This is a genomic window from Enterococcus larvae (assembly GCF_017830045.1).
Classification (GTDB): Bacteria; Bacillota; Bacilli; order Lactobacillales; family Enterococcaceae; genus Enterococcus_L; species Enterococcus_L larvae.
Map to the genome: position 1 here is coordinate 1 of NZ_JAEDXU010000004.1, position 15,359 is coordinate 15,359.

Annotated in this window: 10 protein-coding genes; all 10 read right to left on the reverse strand. The window is 39.5% G+C overall.

Annotated features, from left to right (window positions below; genetic code table 11):
• Window positions 1-156: 156 nt before the first annotated feature.
• Window positions 157-1,014: a hypothetical protein gene (locus I6N96_RS08505; RefSeq protein WP_209557154.1), complete on the reverse strand. Its 858-nt coding sequence runs from the start codon at window positions 1,012-1,014 to the stop codon at window positions 157-159.
• A gap of 35 nt (window positions 1,015-1,049) precedes the next feature.
• Window positions 1,050-1,793 carry a CPBP family intramembrane glutamic endopeptidase gene (locus tag I6N96_RS08510; RefSeq protein WP_209557155.1) on the reverse strand — a complete coding sequence of 248 codons (744 nt, stop codon included), beginning with the start codon at window positions 1,791-1,793 and terminating at the stop codon, window positions 1,050-1,052.
• A gap of 415 nt (window positions 1,794-2,208) precedes the next feature.
• Window positions 2,209-4,077: a glycerophosphodiester phosphodiesterase family protein gene (locus I6N96_RS08515; protein ID WP_209557156.1), complete on the reverse strand. Its 1,869-nt coding sequence runs from the start codon at window positions 4,075-4,077 to the stop codon at window positions 2,209-2,211.
• A 339-nt stretch (window positions 4,078-4,416) separates the two neighbouring features.
• Window positions 4,417-5,400 (reverse strand): phage tail tip lysozyme, encoded by a 984-nt coding sequence (locus I6N96_RS08520; RefSeq protein ID WP_209557157.1) that lies wholly within the window; start codon window positions 5,398-5,400, stop codon window positions 4,417-4,419.
• Window positions 5,394-7,055, reverse strand: a complete 1,662-nt coding sequence (locus I6N96_RS08525) for a CD3337/EF1877 family mobilome membrane protein (RefSeq protein ID WP_209557158.1) — start codon at window positions 7,053-7,055, stop codon at window positions 5,394-5,396. Before I6N96_RS08525 ends, I6N96_RS08520 begins: the two co-directional genes overlap by 7 nt.
• Window positions 7,056-7,067: 12 nt before the next feature.
• A complete protein-coding gene (locus I6N96_RS08530; RefSeq protein ID WP_209557159.1) occupies window positions 7,068-9,569 on the reverse strand; it encodes an ATP-binding protein in 2,502 nt (833 codons plus the stop codon).
• 21 nt (window positions 9,570-9,590) lie between these two features.
• Window positions 9,591-10,010, reverse strand: coding sequence for a TcpE family conjugal transfer membrane protein (locus I6N96_RS08535; RefSeq protein WP_209557160.1), 420 nt, complete (start codon window positions 10,008-10,010; stop codon window positions 9,591-9,593).
• Window positions 10,011-10,021: 11 nt separating this feature from the next.
• Window positions 10,022-10,291, reverse strand: a complete 270-nt coding sequence (locus I6N96_RS08540; RefSeq protein ID WP_209557161.1) for a TcpD family membrane protein — start codon at window positions 10,289-10,291, stop codon at window positions 10,022-10,024.
• A 3-nt stretch (window positions 10,292-10,294) separates the two neighbouring features.
• The gene (locus tag I6N96_RS08545) at window positions 10,295-11,851 is read right to left on the reverse strand and encodes a conjugal transfer protein (RefSeq protein WP_209557162.1); all 1,557 of its coding nucleotides are present in this window, start codon (window positions 11,849-11,851) and stop codon (window positions 10,295-10,297) included.
• A gap of 237 nt (window positions 11,852-12,088) precedes the next feature.
• A complete protein-coding gene (locus I6N96_RS08550) occupies window positions 12,089-15,229 on the reverse strand; it encodes an isopeptide-forming domain-containing fimbrial protein (protein WP_209557163.1) in 3,141 nt (1,046 codons plus the stop codon).
• Window positions 15,230-15,359: the final 130 nt, after the last annotated feature.

Here is a 15,359-nt window from a genome sequence, read left to right on the forward strand (position 1 = left end):
GTATAATCTTTAAACATAAAAGCACGCTCCTTTTGATTGGGTTTAGGCACTTTAATCATACAAGGTTGTGTGCTTTTTATGTACCCCTAAATCAAAAAAAGTGGGACAATGATCAGATTTTTTCTGACTATTGTCCCACTCTCGTTGATTTTTTATTTAGCCATTTGTAGATACAGCCATTTTCACTGCTTCCATTGCATTGAAGTGATGAACTTTATAAACGACATTGTTCTTCTGCCAAGCAACGGAGTTGGTTTGATAATCTCCATTTTCACCAACTTCAAGCTGGATGTTGCCATCCTGCTGTGGAATTGGCAAGGTATTTTCTTCCAAGTAGGTAACGACTTCTTTTCCAAGAGAAACAGGATCTTCTCCATCAATATTAGATGCCTTGATTATTAGATTCCAATTTCCTTCCGCCCAAGTCAGATAGCTTGAACCAGCCGCCCCCTGCATGTACCCTGTCAATCCATATCCAAGGTCCACTTCTGTTCCAGCGTAATCTTCGATTTTACCTACTTCATTTTTTGCTTCTTCTTCTGTTGCAAAGGTTATTTTTTCCATAGATGCTATAGGCTTGAGCTCATTCAGCTCTGTGCTGTTAACATCGATTGGCTGGTCTTCTGCATAATATAAAATATTAAAATTCGACTGATCTCCTGCTGAAGTCGTTGCTGAACTTAGGTAGGTTTTTGTTGTGCTTGTCAGAATCGAATTAGGAAGAGGCTCTGATGGAAACAGTCCTGCCAGTTCGTTAAGCACTTTTTCAGCCTGACTCTCCGGTGTAGCTGCCGCTGCTGAAGAAGCTGATGTTGATTCTGTCGTGCTGGTACTTGATTCAGTTTTCGATGTGGAAGAAGATGATCCTTTTTCCGTAGTACTGCTGTTAACTGTTGTTTCACTACTTGTGCTTTCAGAGGTGGACTCTCCAGTATTCTTTGAGCCATTATTGCAACCAGCAATCACGCCAACTGTTAATAGTAAAACACCCAATGATGCGTAAATTTTTTTCATGTCTTTCCCTCCTAAAACCTGTTGTTTGTAACTTGTTAACTCAAAAATGCAACGGTGAAAATAAGCATATCATAAAAGTAATGGACGAAATAGGACACCCATAGATTTTTTGTCTGAACGTACGGCAGTGTCAGTATCAGTCGACTGCCTCCAATCACGAAAATACATTGAATCCAATTCCAATCGTAAGTCGGAAGATGCAGTAAACCGAAAATAATCGATGATAATACCCAACCGATAACCACTCCTGTCTTTCTATTCAAACCAAATCTGACTGTACAAAGATGCAGTAATGCCAAAAATGGAATGATTGCTAGAAATTCCTCTCCAAGCAGCTGGAACACTTCTTGAAACCTCAATTGCAGATAGGTCCTCCAAGCATTGTGGTCTCCAGCCTTGATTGCTGTAGGATTATCTGTCAGTGAACCACTGAGAAGCTCTATCACTCCGCCAATAACAGAGGCTACAATTATTGCCCCAATCACATAGCCGACAACTAATAAAATATCTTTTCGGTGTATTTTCCTAAATAGGAGCTTCCAATCTTGTTTGACTGTTAAGCGCAGTCCTAACAAGGAGAAAATCAGCAAAATAATTCCGCTTACCAGTTCATTCATATATAAAGAAAGAAAAGGAATATAAACCTTTGTCAGAACTAGAAATCCCAAAAAAGGAAACAGCAGTATAACAAACCATTGCCCGATCGAAACCTTCTGGGGCTTGTTATTGTAAAATGGAAAGTCATCCGATTCTTCTTCAAACCAGAAACGATTGTCCATACCATCTCCTCCTTTTTCTCTATAGTTGAAGCATAGCATAGAATTATTTTTTATTAAAAAGAAAGGAACTTAAGTCAAAAAATGACAGGAGGGGATTTTGTATTCTCCCACCCCGTCATTTTATATAACGTTTGAATAAGGTACCCTTCCCTAAAATTATGCGAAAGGAGCCAGGTGCTATCTTATCAGCTGGTTTTATGCTTCATTTACTTTCATCAGCCATGTTTTCTCGCTCTGAAAATATAAAAATAGGGCAAAATACCTGTATAGGATGTCTAAAAAGTTCAAAAAAGGAACCTCTCAAAAACAATCATATCAAGTATTCTGCTCTATTCTTCTAAGCCCTAAATCAATTTAAAATCTCATTGTCAGATAAACAAAAACTAACAGCTCACAGACTCCACAAATGATAAAATCAGTCATAATCTGTTGTTAGATTATCAATGCCCAATGCTTCCATTCGCTTGAACTCACTTTGAGGAACTCCCCATAGATGAACTGCCAAGCCTTTTGATTGTGCTTTTACAATCATATCTACATTAGATACAGCACCATCATATCTTATATCAAGCCCAGCATTAGCACCTAAGCTGCTCGCCTTGTTGATGATGTCATCATCAAGAACATCGCCTAAAATCTGAACCTGCATTTGAGGTGCCCGCTTCTTCACTTCAACCAAATTTTGATAGTCAAAGGAAATAACTACTGCAGTTTCTGAAAGACCATATTGACCAATCAAGCTGATCAAACTGTCATAGGCGCTTCCTGCTAAATTAGTCGCTTTGATCTCTATAAACGGTACACTTTGCTTGTTGACCATGATCCCCAGATATTCTTCAAGCGTAGGAACGACCAATTCACTTTTAGCATAGGAATCCTTGTTGGCCCCCGTATCAATGTGCATTTTTCTTATTTCAGCCAAAGTCATATCGCTGATTTTTCCGGTTCCGTCAGTCATTCGATCAACAGTCCCATCATGCATGACTACCCATTTTCCATCTTTAGTAAGCCAGATATCTGTTTCAATTCCCCAAGCGTTGGCCTTCTGAAACGCTGGTAAAGAATTTTCCGGTGCCTCTTGATGGTTCCCTCTATGGGCAACATAACGCAAATCGTCTGTCATTTCACTGACATCAATATTTTCAGAGGATACGTAGCCATCGGTTGTCCGATAAACCTTTTGGTCTGCGTTAAAAACAATTGCTTGTACATATGCCATACTATTGGCAGAAATATCCTTCACTTTTTGCGTCAGCTGTCTATCCTGAAACAGGGCTGTACTATTCAACACACGAATCCGTACAGGGTGGCTCATATTGATTTCTGCTGTTCCTGCCGCGCTATGAGCTGTCAGCCCATTGACGCCAGTGAAATAGGCAGATGCTGTATACAGTCCATTACTGTAATCAAAGTCCTCATAATCTACATGTACTTTGTAGTTATTTTCGCTTTGTCTTACACCCTCATACCATTTTAGATCACTTTGATCTTCCCTAGACCAAATTGGAATGGAAATTGCTTCCACATCCGATTTACTGTTTACAACAATATTTACTTCAAACTGCCCCATATTTACACGAGAGCCATCTATTGAGGCTTCAATAGTCGGCTCTGACACATTAAAGCTTCCAAGAGCTACTTCTTCTGTTTTCCCGCTTTTTTTAGTTACCAAAAGATCGGTCTGATATTGTCCGCTCTCTTGATGCTCCTTAACAGGTATCTCTGCTTGCCAAGTATTTGTTGCAGAATCATAGGCACCTTCATAATACTTGATATCTCCCTCGCCATCCTTCACACCCCATGCTGAAAACTGAACACGTTCAATTTGGTTGATGCTTGAAAGATTGGCGATAGCTTTGTAGGTCGTCTGCTTGCCAAAAACATTGATTAGATGAAAATACGGACGACTACTTGGCGTAGTCAGCAATTCTTGAAATCCACTGTCCCATCTATCATTAGATACTGCTACATTCGTATATTCCGAGTTTACTGTAACATCAGAACCATTATTTTCATCCTGTGCAGTCGCCTTGACAATCGGAGTCTTTCGAGAAAGGAAGTCCAACTGGTAAAATTCATATCCTTCATAGGATGCCGGATCCGCTTGATCTTGATAATCCAGTTGGACATAGAACCAATACCCAACGCCTGCGCCGAGTGCTACAGTCCCCAAAGTAATGATTAACGGTTTGATCCATTTATTCTTTTTTTTCGTTTTACTTTTTCTATTTTGCGGTCTTTTTTTCTGCTTATTTCTCTCTCTGTTCTGTTGTCTATTCTCCATGATGAAACCTCTTATTTCTTAGCGCTCAAACTATTTTCCTTCTATCTTCGTTAGTTGTTTCACTCTTTATTCTCTCTGACAACTGTAATTGTTTACGATCGAAACCCTATTGTTAAACAAACAATTCGCAAGGTTGATTTGAAACACAGGAGCCAATACAAAATACTCTTAAAAGCTATTCTATCAATTTAGATAACTCTTTACAGTATAGTATAAATTAGTAAAATAGCCCATACTAAACTAGATATTTAAGGATATTTTTATAGATCGCTTAAAGTTTGCTAATAAATGAGGGTTCGATTTTATTCATTTATTTGACTAGAAAAACCGCAACCGACATCAAGGGATTCCATAACCCGAAATGACAGCGGACTTCACACTATATTGCTGCAGCTTCACTTCGTCGTTGCTGTTTCCCTCTACAGTATGTACAACACCATTCTCGTAGTTGATCACCAAACCAACGTGATCACTGATACCGTCGGATTCCCAATCAAAAAATATAACATAGCCTGATTCAGGTCTTTGCCCCGCCGTCAGCCACTTTCCTTTACTTCTAAACAAATTTATACCTGTAGGACAGTAAGCAAATTTTTCAAACTCACTGCCTGATTGGTTCCCACACCATGAAACAAATGTCGCGCACCATTCTACTCGCTGAGAGTAACCATACCAGGACCAAAATTTTTCTCCACCTCTATTTCCAAGTTCATCCAAGGCAAACGCAACAATATTACTGCTGCTTACACTACTACTGTCTTTTCCGGAAAAGCGATCGAACCATTTTTGCGCTAGCGCTTGCCGCTCCGGGTGATCATCCCTTGGCCGTTCACGATTTTTTTCATATGCTCGTGCCGCTGTTTTTACATTTTTCAACTTTTTGAATTCCTCACCAGAGTATGGGTAGCTTTTAGTTGGAATATAACCTCTCCCTTCTCCACTCAGTTCCCAGTCGATCACTTCTACTTGAGTCTTCAATAATTCTGGGCCACCCTTGATTCCGGCTCGATTTATCTGTTCCAGCAAGATTTTTTTCGGTGTCCATTGTATCAATCCATAACCGTTCCCACTGTTTTCATCGATGTCTGCTTCAAAAGTGCCGCCTGTTTCCTGATCGATATTCCCCAAAATCCCCGCTCTGGCTTCTTCTGAATAGTCCTTGTCTCCTAACTGTTCCCAGATTTGCCATGCATTTACTTCCGGCTGTGAAAATGCTTGTTCTTGAGAGCTCTCCGCCTTATGCAATATGCTGCCTCCAAAAAGAACTACACTAAAAAAAATAAGCATGATAATTGAGGTGATCCCACCAAATACTTTCAGCATGTCCGCAATTCCTCCAGCAGCTGATAAAATGCTTTGTTTTCCTCAACTTGCTCTTGTGTAAAAACCAGTCGGTTCGTCTCAAAATCTGCTGCTTCAGTACCGGTTTTACTGTTAAAAGATTCTCTACGCAACGCATCAGTAAGAAAATAGCCTTCTTCTTTTTCGTCAAGGGAATAAATACGTATATCGTCTAACCCAGTACTATCTGTCCTTCCCTTATCTAAATCAATTTTGCCCTTTGTTTCAACCAAGTCTGCAACCGCTTTGGTATTTCTTGTCCTAATCTTCTTTGAGCGTTCTTCATTTTGATCATTAGAGAATAGCTGATCCTCAGCTATTACGGTTTTAGCAGTCACAGCTCTATTCGTCTTTTGCCGGGTTTCAGTAACAACAATATCTCTGATATCAACCTCGTCTTGCTTCCTCCCGCTATTTTCAAAATCGGTTCTGAATACCGCCGTTCCTACAGAATCATTGATTTTACGAGAATCAACTTGATTTTTCAATTTGCTTTTTAGCCGTTTATGTACAGCGGTTTCAATGTGTGTGATATTTCCTGCAGTTATAAGATGAATGATCCGTCCTTTGCTTTTCATCACCAAAAAAACAAGAATCGCTTTATTCACAGTTCCTAAAACACTGCTGATCAAAGAATGACTGCCCGCCATCGTGTGGATAGAGCTGTCAATCAAGGTCATCACAAAGAAAAAGAGATATATCGCCAAGCTCATAAAAGTACCAGTGAAAAACAGCAGCAGCATTTTACCAAGAAAAGTAAAAAGAGCTGTGGAAAATCTTGGAAGCAGGCTAAGAATGCTAATTAACGGTAATACAAAAACCATACAAAGAATAAGCACCTTCATAAGAAATTTCAGAGCCGCAATCAACAACAGCGGAACACCAACGAATAGATTATTTATCCATGCATAGATCGATAGAAACCATTTATCTAATGAAGCGTCAGGTGTCATATACCGATTATCCTTGCTTTCATCTTTTATCTTTTCACTCAGCTCTTCTCTTGAGCTTTCACTGTTTTCTTGTTCATCGGTATAGAGAAATGTATCGAATCGCTCATCATAGGTAGAAGTACCAAAATTCACCATGGCAAACGACTGACGTATAGTCATCTTAAAATAGGACTCCCTAATTTGCTGTAGAGACCCTTTAGAATATTCATTCTTTTCTCCCAAAGGCATCTCGATACCTTGCATCATCAAAGACTCTGCCTCATCAAAAATTGTATTGATGTCTCTTAGGTATCCTTCTCCATTGGTATAAATCACAAAGTTCATACCAATCACCACAAATAGAACAAGCATTTTTTTGAAGGCTTCTTGGGGACTCTTAAATACGTAAATGAAAAAAATTACAGCAAGAGCAAATATAAAGAGTACCGTCCCTAAGGTATTAAACATTGAATGATACATGCTGATCGATGTTTTGAATACTTGACCGATCGTATCTTCAAAGAGGGTGTTACTGAGAAGAATTTGAAGCCCCAGATCTACAACCTGGTATATCCAACGATTGACGGTCATTCCGGTATTTATCAGAACATTGATCAGCTGATGAATTTCTTCACTACCTGCTGCACGCCACTTTCCATCAGTATCAATAAGGGAAACATAGGAATGGATCGAAAACTTATTCAATAGGGCTCCTCCTTAAACGAACATCGACTCAGCTTTACTTCCGCTGGTTTCTTTCACTGTATCAAAGGTTTTACTAATTTCTGGAAATAGGCAGTGAATACTGATTTTCTGAACATTCTTATACGGGTCCAACATCAAACACTGGCCCTTCTTCATTCCGGAAAGCCACTCTCTATTTCTTTCACTTACATCAACACCAACATGCTTCAGTATTTTCTCTTCTTCTGTCGGTTCATTAAATGCAAAGATCGTCCCAAAATTCCCATGATCGTCTTCTGCAGTGACATCTGCTACCGACTGAGTTGAATAAATCAACATATTATTCTGACTGCGCCCAACTCTCTTGATTCCATTCAAAATCTTCTTTCCAACAGAGGAGGTATTAAAAATCCATGCTTCTTCAAAAACTTCAAAGGTTTCTTGTTCATCATTCATTGATCCAAACTTTTCACAAAACTTTCCTAACGGAATCATCAATGCAAGGCTTTTCTTTTCACTCTGAGAATAATAATTTGGATCATCACTTTCCTTTGGAATCGCCAAGCCTAATACCCCAATAACTGTAATTCTTTTTTCAAAATTCAAGCCTGTATTCTTACCATCGCTGAAGCCTAGTCGAAGAACACTCCCTTTGATTTTTTCATCTAAGAGATCGCCAATCTCACTCACTTCCTTTTCTGTATTCTTTTTCAGCAGCTCAATTACATGAAGCATACCAACCTTTTCACCGGCCGCTTTACGTTCAATTACCTGTCGAATTGCTTTCGATACTTCCGATTGTCCTAGACGGGTATCGTCTATGTTGATGATTTGATGAACCATAGCTTCGGCTGTATCCTTCGCATCCGTTCCAAAAAGAAATGTGATTGGATCAAGGACACCCCAGTTATCAGGTTTCTCCGGATCAAATGTGATGAGATGAAATTGTGAAATCAATTCGTAATAATGAGGGTGTTTCTCTCTGTTTCTTTCATCTGCAAGAAAATTCTTATACTGCTTGATTTTTTCAGTTTTTGGATCAATGAACAGTCCTTTTACCTCCAACATAGAAACAAATGTAAACAGCAAGCTGACAAGATATGTCTTTCCCATTCCTGTCTCACCAGTGACTGCAATATGCGGACTTGCTGTCCCCATCTCTTCATTCCATTTATTCGCAGTGAAAGGATTAGAAAGAACAATATTACGGCTGGAATATATCGCACTTTCTAAGCTTTTTGCTCCTGATAAGTGAGGATCAACTCGACCAATGTACCAACCTGTCCGAAAACCGATCCGTTGATCGACAGCCAAAAAATTTTCACAAAAGCCTTCTATAGTTGTCGTCTGCAGCCACTTTGTATCACTCGTCTCTAAACTCACTCCTGGCAAGTTTTTGTAATAGAGATAAACCTGTTGAGAATGAGCTGTAGACAGGCTGATTTTACGAGATTTCAAGAGAGAAAGTACCATGTGTATCCGTTGTCTGCATTGTCGCTCATTCTCCGCATAAACAACAACACAGCCCTGCCAATTGATAATTGGCTTCTCTCCATTGATCTGCTCTTTTAAATCCTCGATGACCATCCGACTTTGTGCAATCTCATTACCTTCTGAATTGCCGATTGCTCTGGTTTCTTTTACAACATTTTTTAAGCGCAAGGCAGACCTTCGAGCTTTTCCTTCCATTCCGAAGCTGCCCTTCAAGCTTTGAAATTTCAATTTGTACCTCAGCTCGACAGGAAAGGGCAGCGTTTGAATCACTTCTGCAATGTGCATCCCCGATATATTCAACGGCGTGTCCGCAACTGGTAAAAACGCAATCGTGCTTGTTCCTTCTATACTTTTCAGAGTCAGCATTCCAGCTTTAGAGCTTGGATCAATGATACTGTCAGTCATATTCTCTAAGGTAATAGCTGTTTCTTCATTAGATGCATGAGGCATATTTCGAATAAAATTCAGTCGGTTCAAGTAATACATATCCTGTTCAGTTAGTCTTTTCCCTTGAAATAGACTCATCTTGCCCCTAACAAGTTCTTGAAGCTCCTTTACTGATTCAAACATTTCTTCACTATGATCCTGTCCATAACCGAGCTGTTGTAAAACACTTTGCTGCATATTTTTATAAGACTGCTTGAAGCCTTCACGAATCGAGCTTATATCGAATTGAGATTTTAAAGGAACACCTATGATCCATTCATAGGTATAAATCAATCCCATCTCTTCACGAAGTCTGTTAATTGTTTGATCCGAGTAATATGCCGCCGTTTCACTGCACTCCTTGCTAAACGATTTTGACAGTTCCTTAAATCGCTCCTCCAAACTCATATCACGTGGGAGCATCATGATATCGACAGTCAAAAACTCCTTCAATTCATTGAGCAGGTGATGAAACTTTGCCTTTAGTTCTTCCTTTTTTCTATCTGAAGTTGGCGGTATACTTGTTGAATGGATACGGTAGTAAGCCCACACCTCATTCGTGTTTGTATACATCATATTGTCCTTGATGTTTCTTAATGGAAATCGTAATTTCATCTCTACTTCTCCTCGTTATTCCTATTCAGAAAAAGCTGATATTTCCTCAGCAGGGATTTTTTCAAATACGACCAAATCTTCAACTTGGCTGATTGTTTCATTTTGACAAATCACTTTATTCCCGATTTTGAAATTGATCATGTAAAAAAGATAATCGGCTGCATATATTGGGATCTTCAGTCCATCCGGCTCTACCTGCTCCCACAAAAGAACTGCTCCTGTCGGAATCAATAAATAGCCTGCAAACTTCAGACCTGGAATCAGCCCCAACAGCCACATGATTGGGCGAAAAACTGTGAGTAAAAGAAGAAGCACCCCGCCAAAAACCAGAATTTTGGTCAGCTCTACAGGATTTTCCAAAGTGAAGCCGCGCCACAGCTTTTGAATCATGAATGGAAGCAACAGCGCCTTTTTATAGTTGTATAGCTTTTTTTCCCACATCGCTCTGTTTTCTACCCTCCAAATATCTTTCTGAATAGTTCTCCGACTCCATTAAAAATTGCAGCTGGATCATTGGCCATAAAGAAGATGAATGCGGCAACTACGACAACTCCCACCAAAGGTCCTATTTGTTGTTTTGCCGCTAGAATAATACATAGTACCAATGTGACCAGACCTACGCCGATTTGTACTTCCGTTGTAAAATAGCTGCTTAATCCGGCTAGGCTGGGCAATGCCCCCAGCATCAGCTTCTCTCCGAGGGGTTGCAGGTTAATGTTCATCGTTTAAAAACCTCCTAAATTATGTACCAGCTCACTGGCTTTGAATTGATTATTTTCTTCTACTAACTTTATAGAAAAAGCTTCTTTATGGGTTATGCCTGAGGCTGTGTCGCTGAATTTGACTTTTGTGTATACAACAATAAAATCCTCGTATGCATAAGCTTCCACCGATTCAATTTCTTTCAATTGATAATTTCCACCCATTGATTCAACATCCAGCATCAAATAGGACAGCTCTTCTTTTGTTCCATCTGCATATTTCTCAAAGAAAATCATGAGGAATTGTTGAATACTCTCCAACTTTTCACTCTCGACGGTCTGATCAAAAACCTCAGCTTTACGAACACTGTTTGCCACCAGTTGATTTGTCTGTCGCTCACTGAAATAGGGATAAGAAATAATGGAAAATCGTCCATCATTTTGAACAAAATCAATAGCCAAAAATACGGTTTGTTCCTTCACTTGATACTCCAGATATGTTTCTGCAGCAGCTTCACCCGTTGCTTCTATTGTTCGCTCTACTGGCACTTCCAAAGAATACGCTACTTTATAACAAACAGTAGACACAGTCTCTCCATAGGCAACATCTGCAATCTCACTAGAGATAAGTACCCTTTTTACTGTTGACACTTCTCGTTCCAGCGAAACTCCTTCTGAGAAATAACCGTTCAGTCCAGCAATACGCTCATCCATTGCTGACACATCATTAGATAGTGGAATATATATATCAATGAATGACTGCATATACAGATTCATTTCATATGGATATTCCAGATTCTCCGAGGTATTTATCGCAGATGTTTCTCTCAGCAACAGACGTTGATCTACTTCCAGCTGACCTATCCTATAATCAAGTAGGACCGTTCGAATCAATCCGATTAGGCCAGCGGAAAGAATAGAAATCATTATGATTAGAAAAAGTCGATTAAATTTTTTTACCTCCATTTTTTTTAGAGACGGATTTTTTCCCTTTTTCCCATTTGAAAATGATAATTTTAAGGTACTCTGCCCTTGAGCTTCCTTTAAAGAAGTTGGTTTTTCTTCCACTAAAAGAGGGGCTACTTCTCTAACCTTATCAACCTCTTTTGCGTTTCTATTGTTTTTTTCAGGCATTCTTTCTAAGGATTCTTCAATTGCTGGTGGAGTAACAAACAGCTTTCTTTGAAGAAAGTCGATTTGATCGATATTTTTGCGATTGATGTAGTGCTCGCCATTTTCATCTACAATCAGCATTTCATGATCATTCACGTAAAAACGGTCGTTCAAAATAAACTCTTTGGTCAGATTTTCATTATAAGAATAGAAATCATACTCTCTGGGAGAATCATTTTCAAAGAAGAATGTCAGCTTGTACCAGCAAGCTCTATCGCCTTTCTCTGTATAAAGCTCCTCATCCCATTCCTTTATTGCCGGCTCCTTTTCGGATACTGTTTCAATAGGTGTACTCTGCTTTTGCTCAACTAGCCTTCCTCTTGCCTTCTTTCTAAAAATAAACATCGTTCCCATATAACCAATAAAGAGCAGAAGCAGGCCGCTTGCCAACAGTAGTTGTAGTGTCAATCTTATTCCTCGCTTTCTGAATTTCTGTACAGTTGAGTGAGCAGGCTTAGAGCTCCAATCCTATTTCCTCTTCCTATAGTGTGATACCCAATATTTTTACAGCACTTGTTTTATCAGCTTCAGCATGACTTTAACAAAAATGGTTTTCAGCACTCACTCTAAGGATCAAGTAGTCTGGTCATTCAATAAAGTCATGTCAACTGCTCAGGTAGTTGAAGCTCTGCAGGCTCACTCTTCTTACAACTCTATTTGCTCTTTTTTTGTGTACTTATAGGCAACTAGATACAGTACGATGGACAGTCCAAGAAGACTGCCAAACCCTAACATTTCTCCGGTTTCAGGAAGCATGCCAAACGGCTTTGTTCCGACAGTCGGCGGCTTCAATGTAACAATATTAGAAGGTATTTTCTTACCGTCCACTTGTAAATGCAATTGATTATTGAACACCTGTCCTTGATGCTCAGCACTATATTTATACGTCGTCGTAATCAGCCAGCGAATAGAGGTTCTCTCAAGCCGCTCTGCGTATTCAGGATTTATCGTTAAAATGATCTGCTGATTCTTCACTGCAATAGTGGTCTGGTTTGTAATATCTTGGCCCTTTTCATCAAGAACTTTTGAGCTGATGTAGGTAAATCCTTTCGGCAGCTGATCACTGATCTGCAACGGATTTTTCTGCTGGTTATCGCCAATATATGCTAGTCCTTTGAAAATGACTGTCTCTTCTGATTTCAAGAGGTCATAATGCTCTACCTCCTGCCCATCTTCTTTTACGATCGATTTGATAATACTATTCTCAGTAATTCGATGATTTTTGATGGGGAGCATTTCAGTATTTTCAGAGAGCTCTTTACCTTCTGCTTCCTCTGATATATATCCCATGACTGCTTCATTTTCGATAAATCCATTTTCATATAATTCAATTTTATGAACAGGGTCGTTTGAGCTTGGCTCATACGTGAAGTAAAATTTTTCAGTATTGATTTGATACCCATTTTTTGTGGAAATTTCCTGTACGTAGTATTGATGCTTGGGAATCAGGACTCCTCGATATGTGCCTATCCCTTTCTTTACTTCAATTTCGGAAACGAGTGTGTCAGCTTTTATTGTCTGATCCTTCCCTATTTTGTAATCCTTCCCATGAAACAGTCCGAAAACTGCACCATCAGAAACAGCAAAACTCCCATCCTCCTGTTCAAATACCTTGTTGACAAGGAGCTCCACTTCCTGCAAAGCATCCTCTTGCTTAACAACGGCTGACAAATCAGCAGTACTCCCTTGCTTTAGATCAACGAGGATCGGTGCGGAATTTATTTGTATCCCAGCTGGAGCAGCCACTTCAATGAGTGCGTATTCTCCTTCATAAAGCTCCTTGATTACTGCTTTTCCTTTCTCATTAGTAGTGATTGTTCCGTAGTCATGTCCAGCTTTTGCTGCAACCTCCCCATTTGGAAAGACAATGTCTTTATTAGCCTTTACTTGATACGTAACGCCTTCTTGCGGACATTCTTCCCAAATTAGCTCGCTATTATCCGAATCGGATTCTTTTGAATTCTTGAGACCTGTCAGCTGTTTCGTTACTTTATTGATGATGATCGATCCTTTGATCAGCTTTGTTGAATTCTCTACTTTATTCGTCTGTTGCGACTCCTTATTGATGGATGTCTTTCCAGTATTTTCAATTTGTTCACTCTCACCAATTTCATTGATGACCCTCGTCTTGATTTGCAGTGTATATGTCTCTGCCTTCATCGTCATGTTTTTCAGAAAAGCTACATCGCCGTTAAATACCACCGTATGACTGTTTTTGTCATAGCTGATTTTTTCAGCCTCGAACTCTTTGCCGTCTTTTAAAATTTTGGCAGACAGAAAAGCTACTTGCTTTGGTAATGGGTCACTGATAGAGAATTCCGTATATTTCGCTGAGATGTCCTTGTTCAACTCATTTACCTTCTGGTCCACCTCATAAACTAGGATTTCGCCTTGAAGCACTTCTTTTTTGTCGATATTCTTTTCAGCTTCGTCAACCACTCGCTTAACCGGGTCCGGCAGCTCTGGCTGATGAACCTCTGTCACTGTTTTATTTGACGTTTTTGCTACACCGTCAATCGTCACTGTCGCTGTATTATTCAACAAGATACCACCTTCTGAGAAGGCTAATTCTGCATCAGGTCGGATTTTCGCCTGAATCACTGTTGTATAGTAATGATCATAAAATGCCGGCTTTTTCAGTGTGTCGGCTTTAGCTGAATAGGTCACTACATTTCCCTCGATTGACAGCTCAAATAGACTCCCGCAATCTTGGCCTTTTTCATCTGTTATAGCCACCTGTTGAACTTCAAATACTGGGTCCAACGTGTCCTTGAATTCATACTGCTTATAATAAAACTCCTCATATTCATCCGGCACTTGATGAGTAATGGTATAGGTCTGTACCTCATTACGATCAACCAACGTATTTTTATCAACCAGTGTTTCGTCGGAATCACTATTCTTCTTCACAGGAGACAATGTTTCGGTTTTTAAAGGTTTCTTTGCAATATACCCGAAATATGCCCCTTGATATCCTGCATCTCCTACATGATCCTTTTCAAAATTCAATGTTTCATAATCCCATCCCAACAAGTTCTTATCGACACACCACTTAAAGCGAAACGAGCTTTGGTCACTATAAAGAAACGTAAATGTAGCGAATAAATCGTCATTTTCCGAACTGGTACCTGTGCTGTCAAAAAATTTATATTCACCATTGATATTTTCATAATTGATCCAGTTGTCTGCAGCCGAAACGTATATTTTATCAATAGCTGCCGATGTCTCTTTAGAAAACTGAACACCTTGTCCGCCATCGATATCATTGATGGTCATAAACCCAGATAGCTTAATAGGGTTTCCAGTACCGTTTTCTACAAACTCCCATACCTGATCGACAAAATCATAGCCTTGAGCAAAATGACTGATATTTTCTTTTGAATAAGAAATGTATCCCTGATATTTTGAAAACTGGGTCCAATCTTTGACAGTGATCTTCAAGTCTACGATTTTCCCATCATAACTTCCTACATTTGAATAAATCACGCCATTACTGCCCTTTTGAGCAGCTTGAGGCCGAAAAGAAAAATAAGCCTCTTCTGTTCCATCTCCCCAGACATTCTTCGTACTGCTCCATCCTTCCCCAAAAGTGCTGACCTTCGTCACACCGTTGTTGAACTTCGCAATAAAGCTGTATTTACCAGAAACAACCTCCGAACTTCCTGGAATAGAAACATTTGGTGCATCTAAAATGGAGGCTGCCTCTGCCCATTTAGTTCCTGTAAAAAGGCACAATAGTATCATCAATCCAAAATAAATCCGGTAAAGTCTGTTCCTTTTATTCACGTTACTTCCTCCTCTTTCCGTATATCGTTTTTCAGCGTTTTTTTCATTTACAACAGTTTTTAACTGAGCCTCATTCGTCATTCATATGCTCAATTTGAAAATCAACTCCGTTCGTTACTCGAAAGGTTCC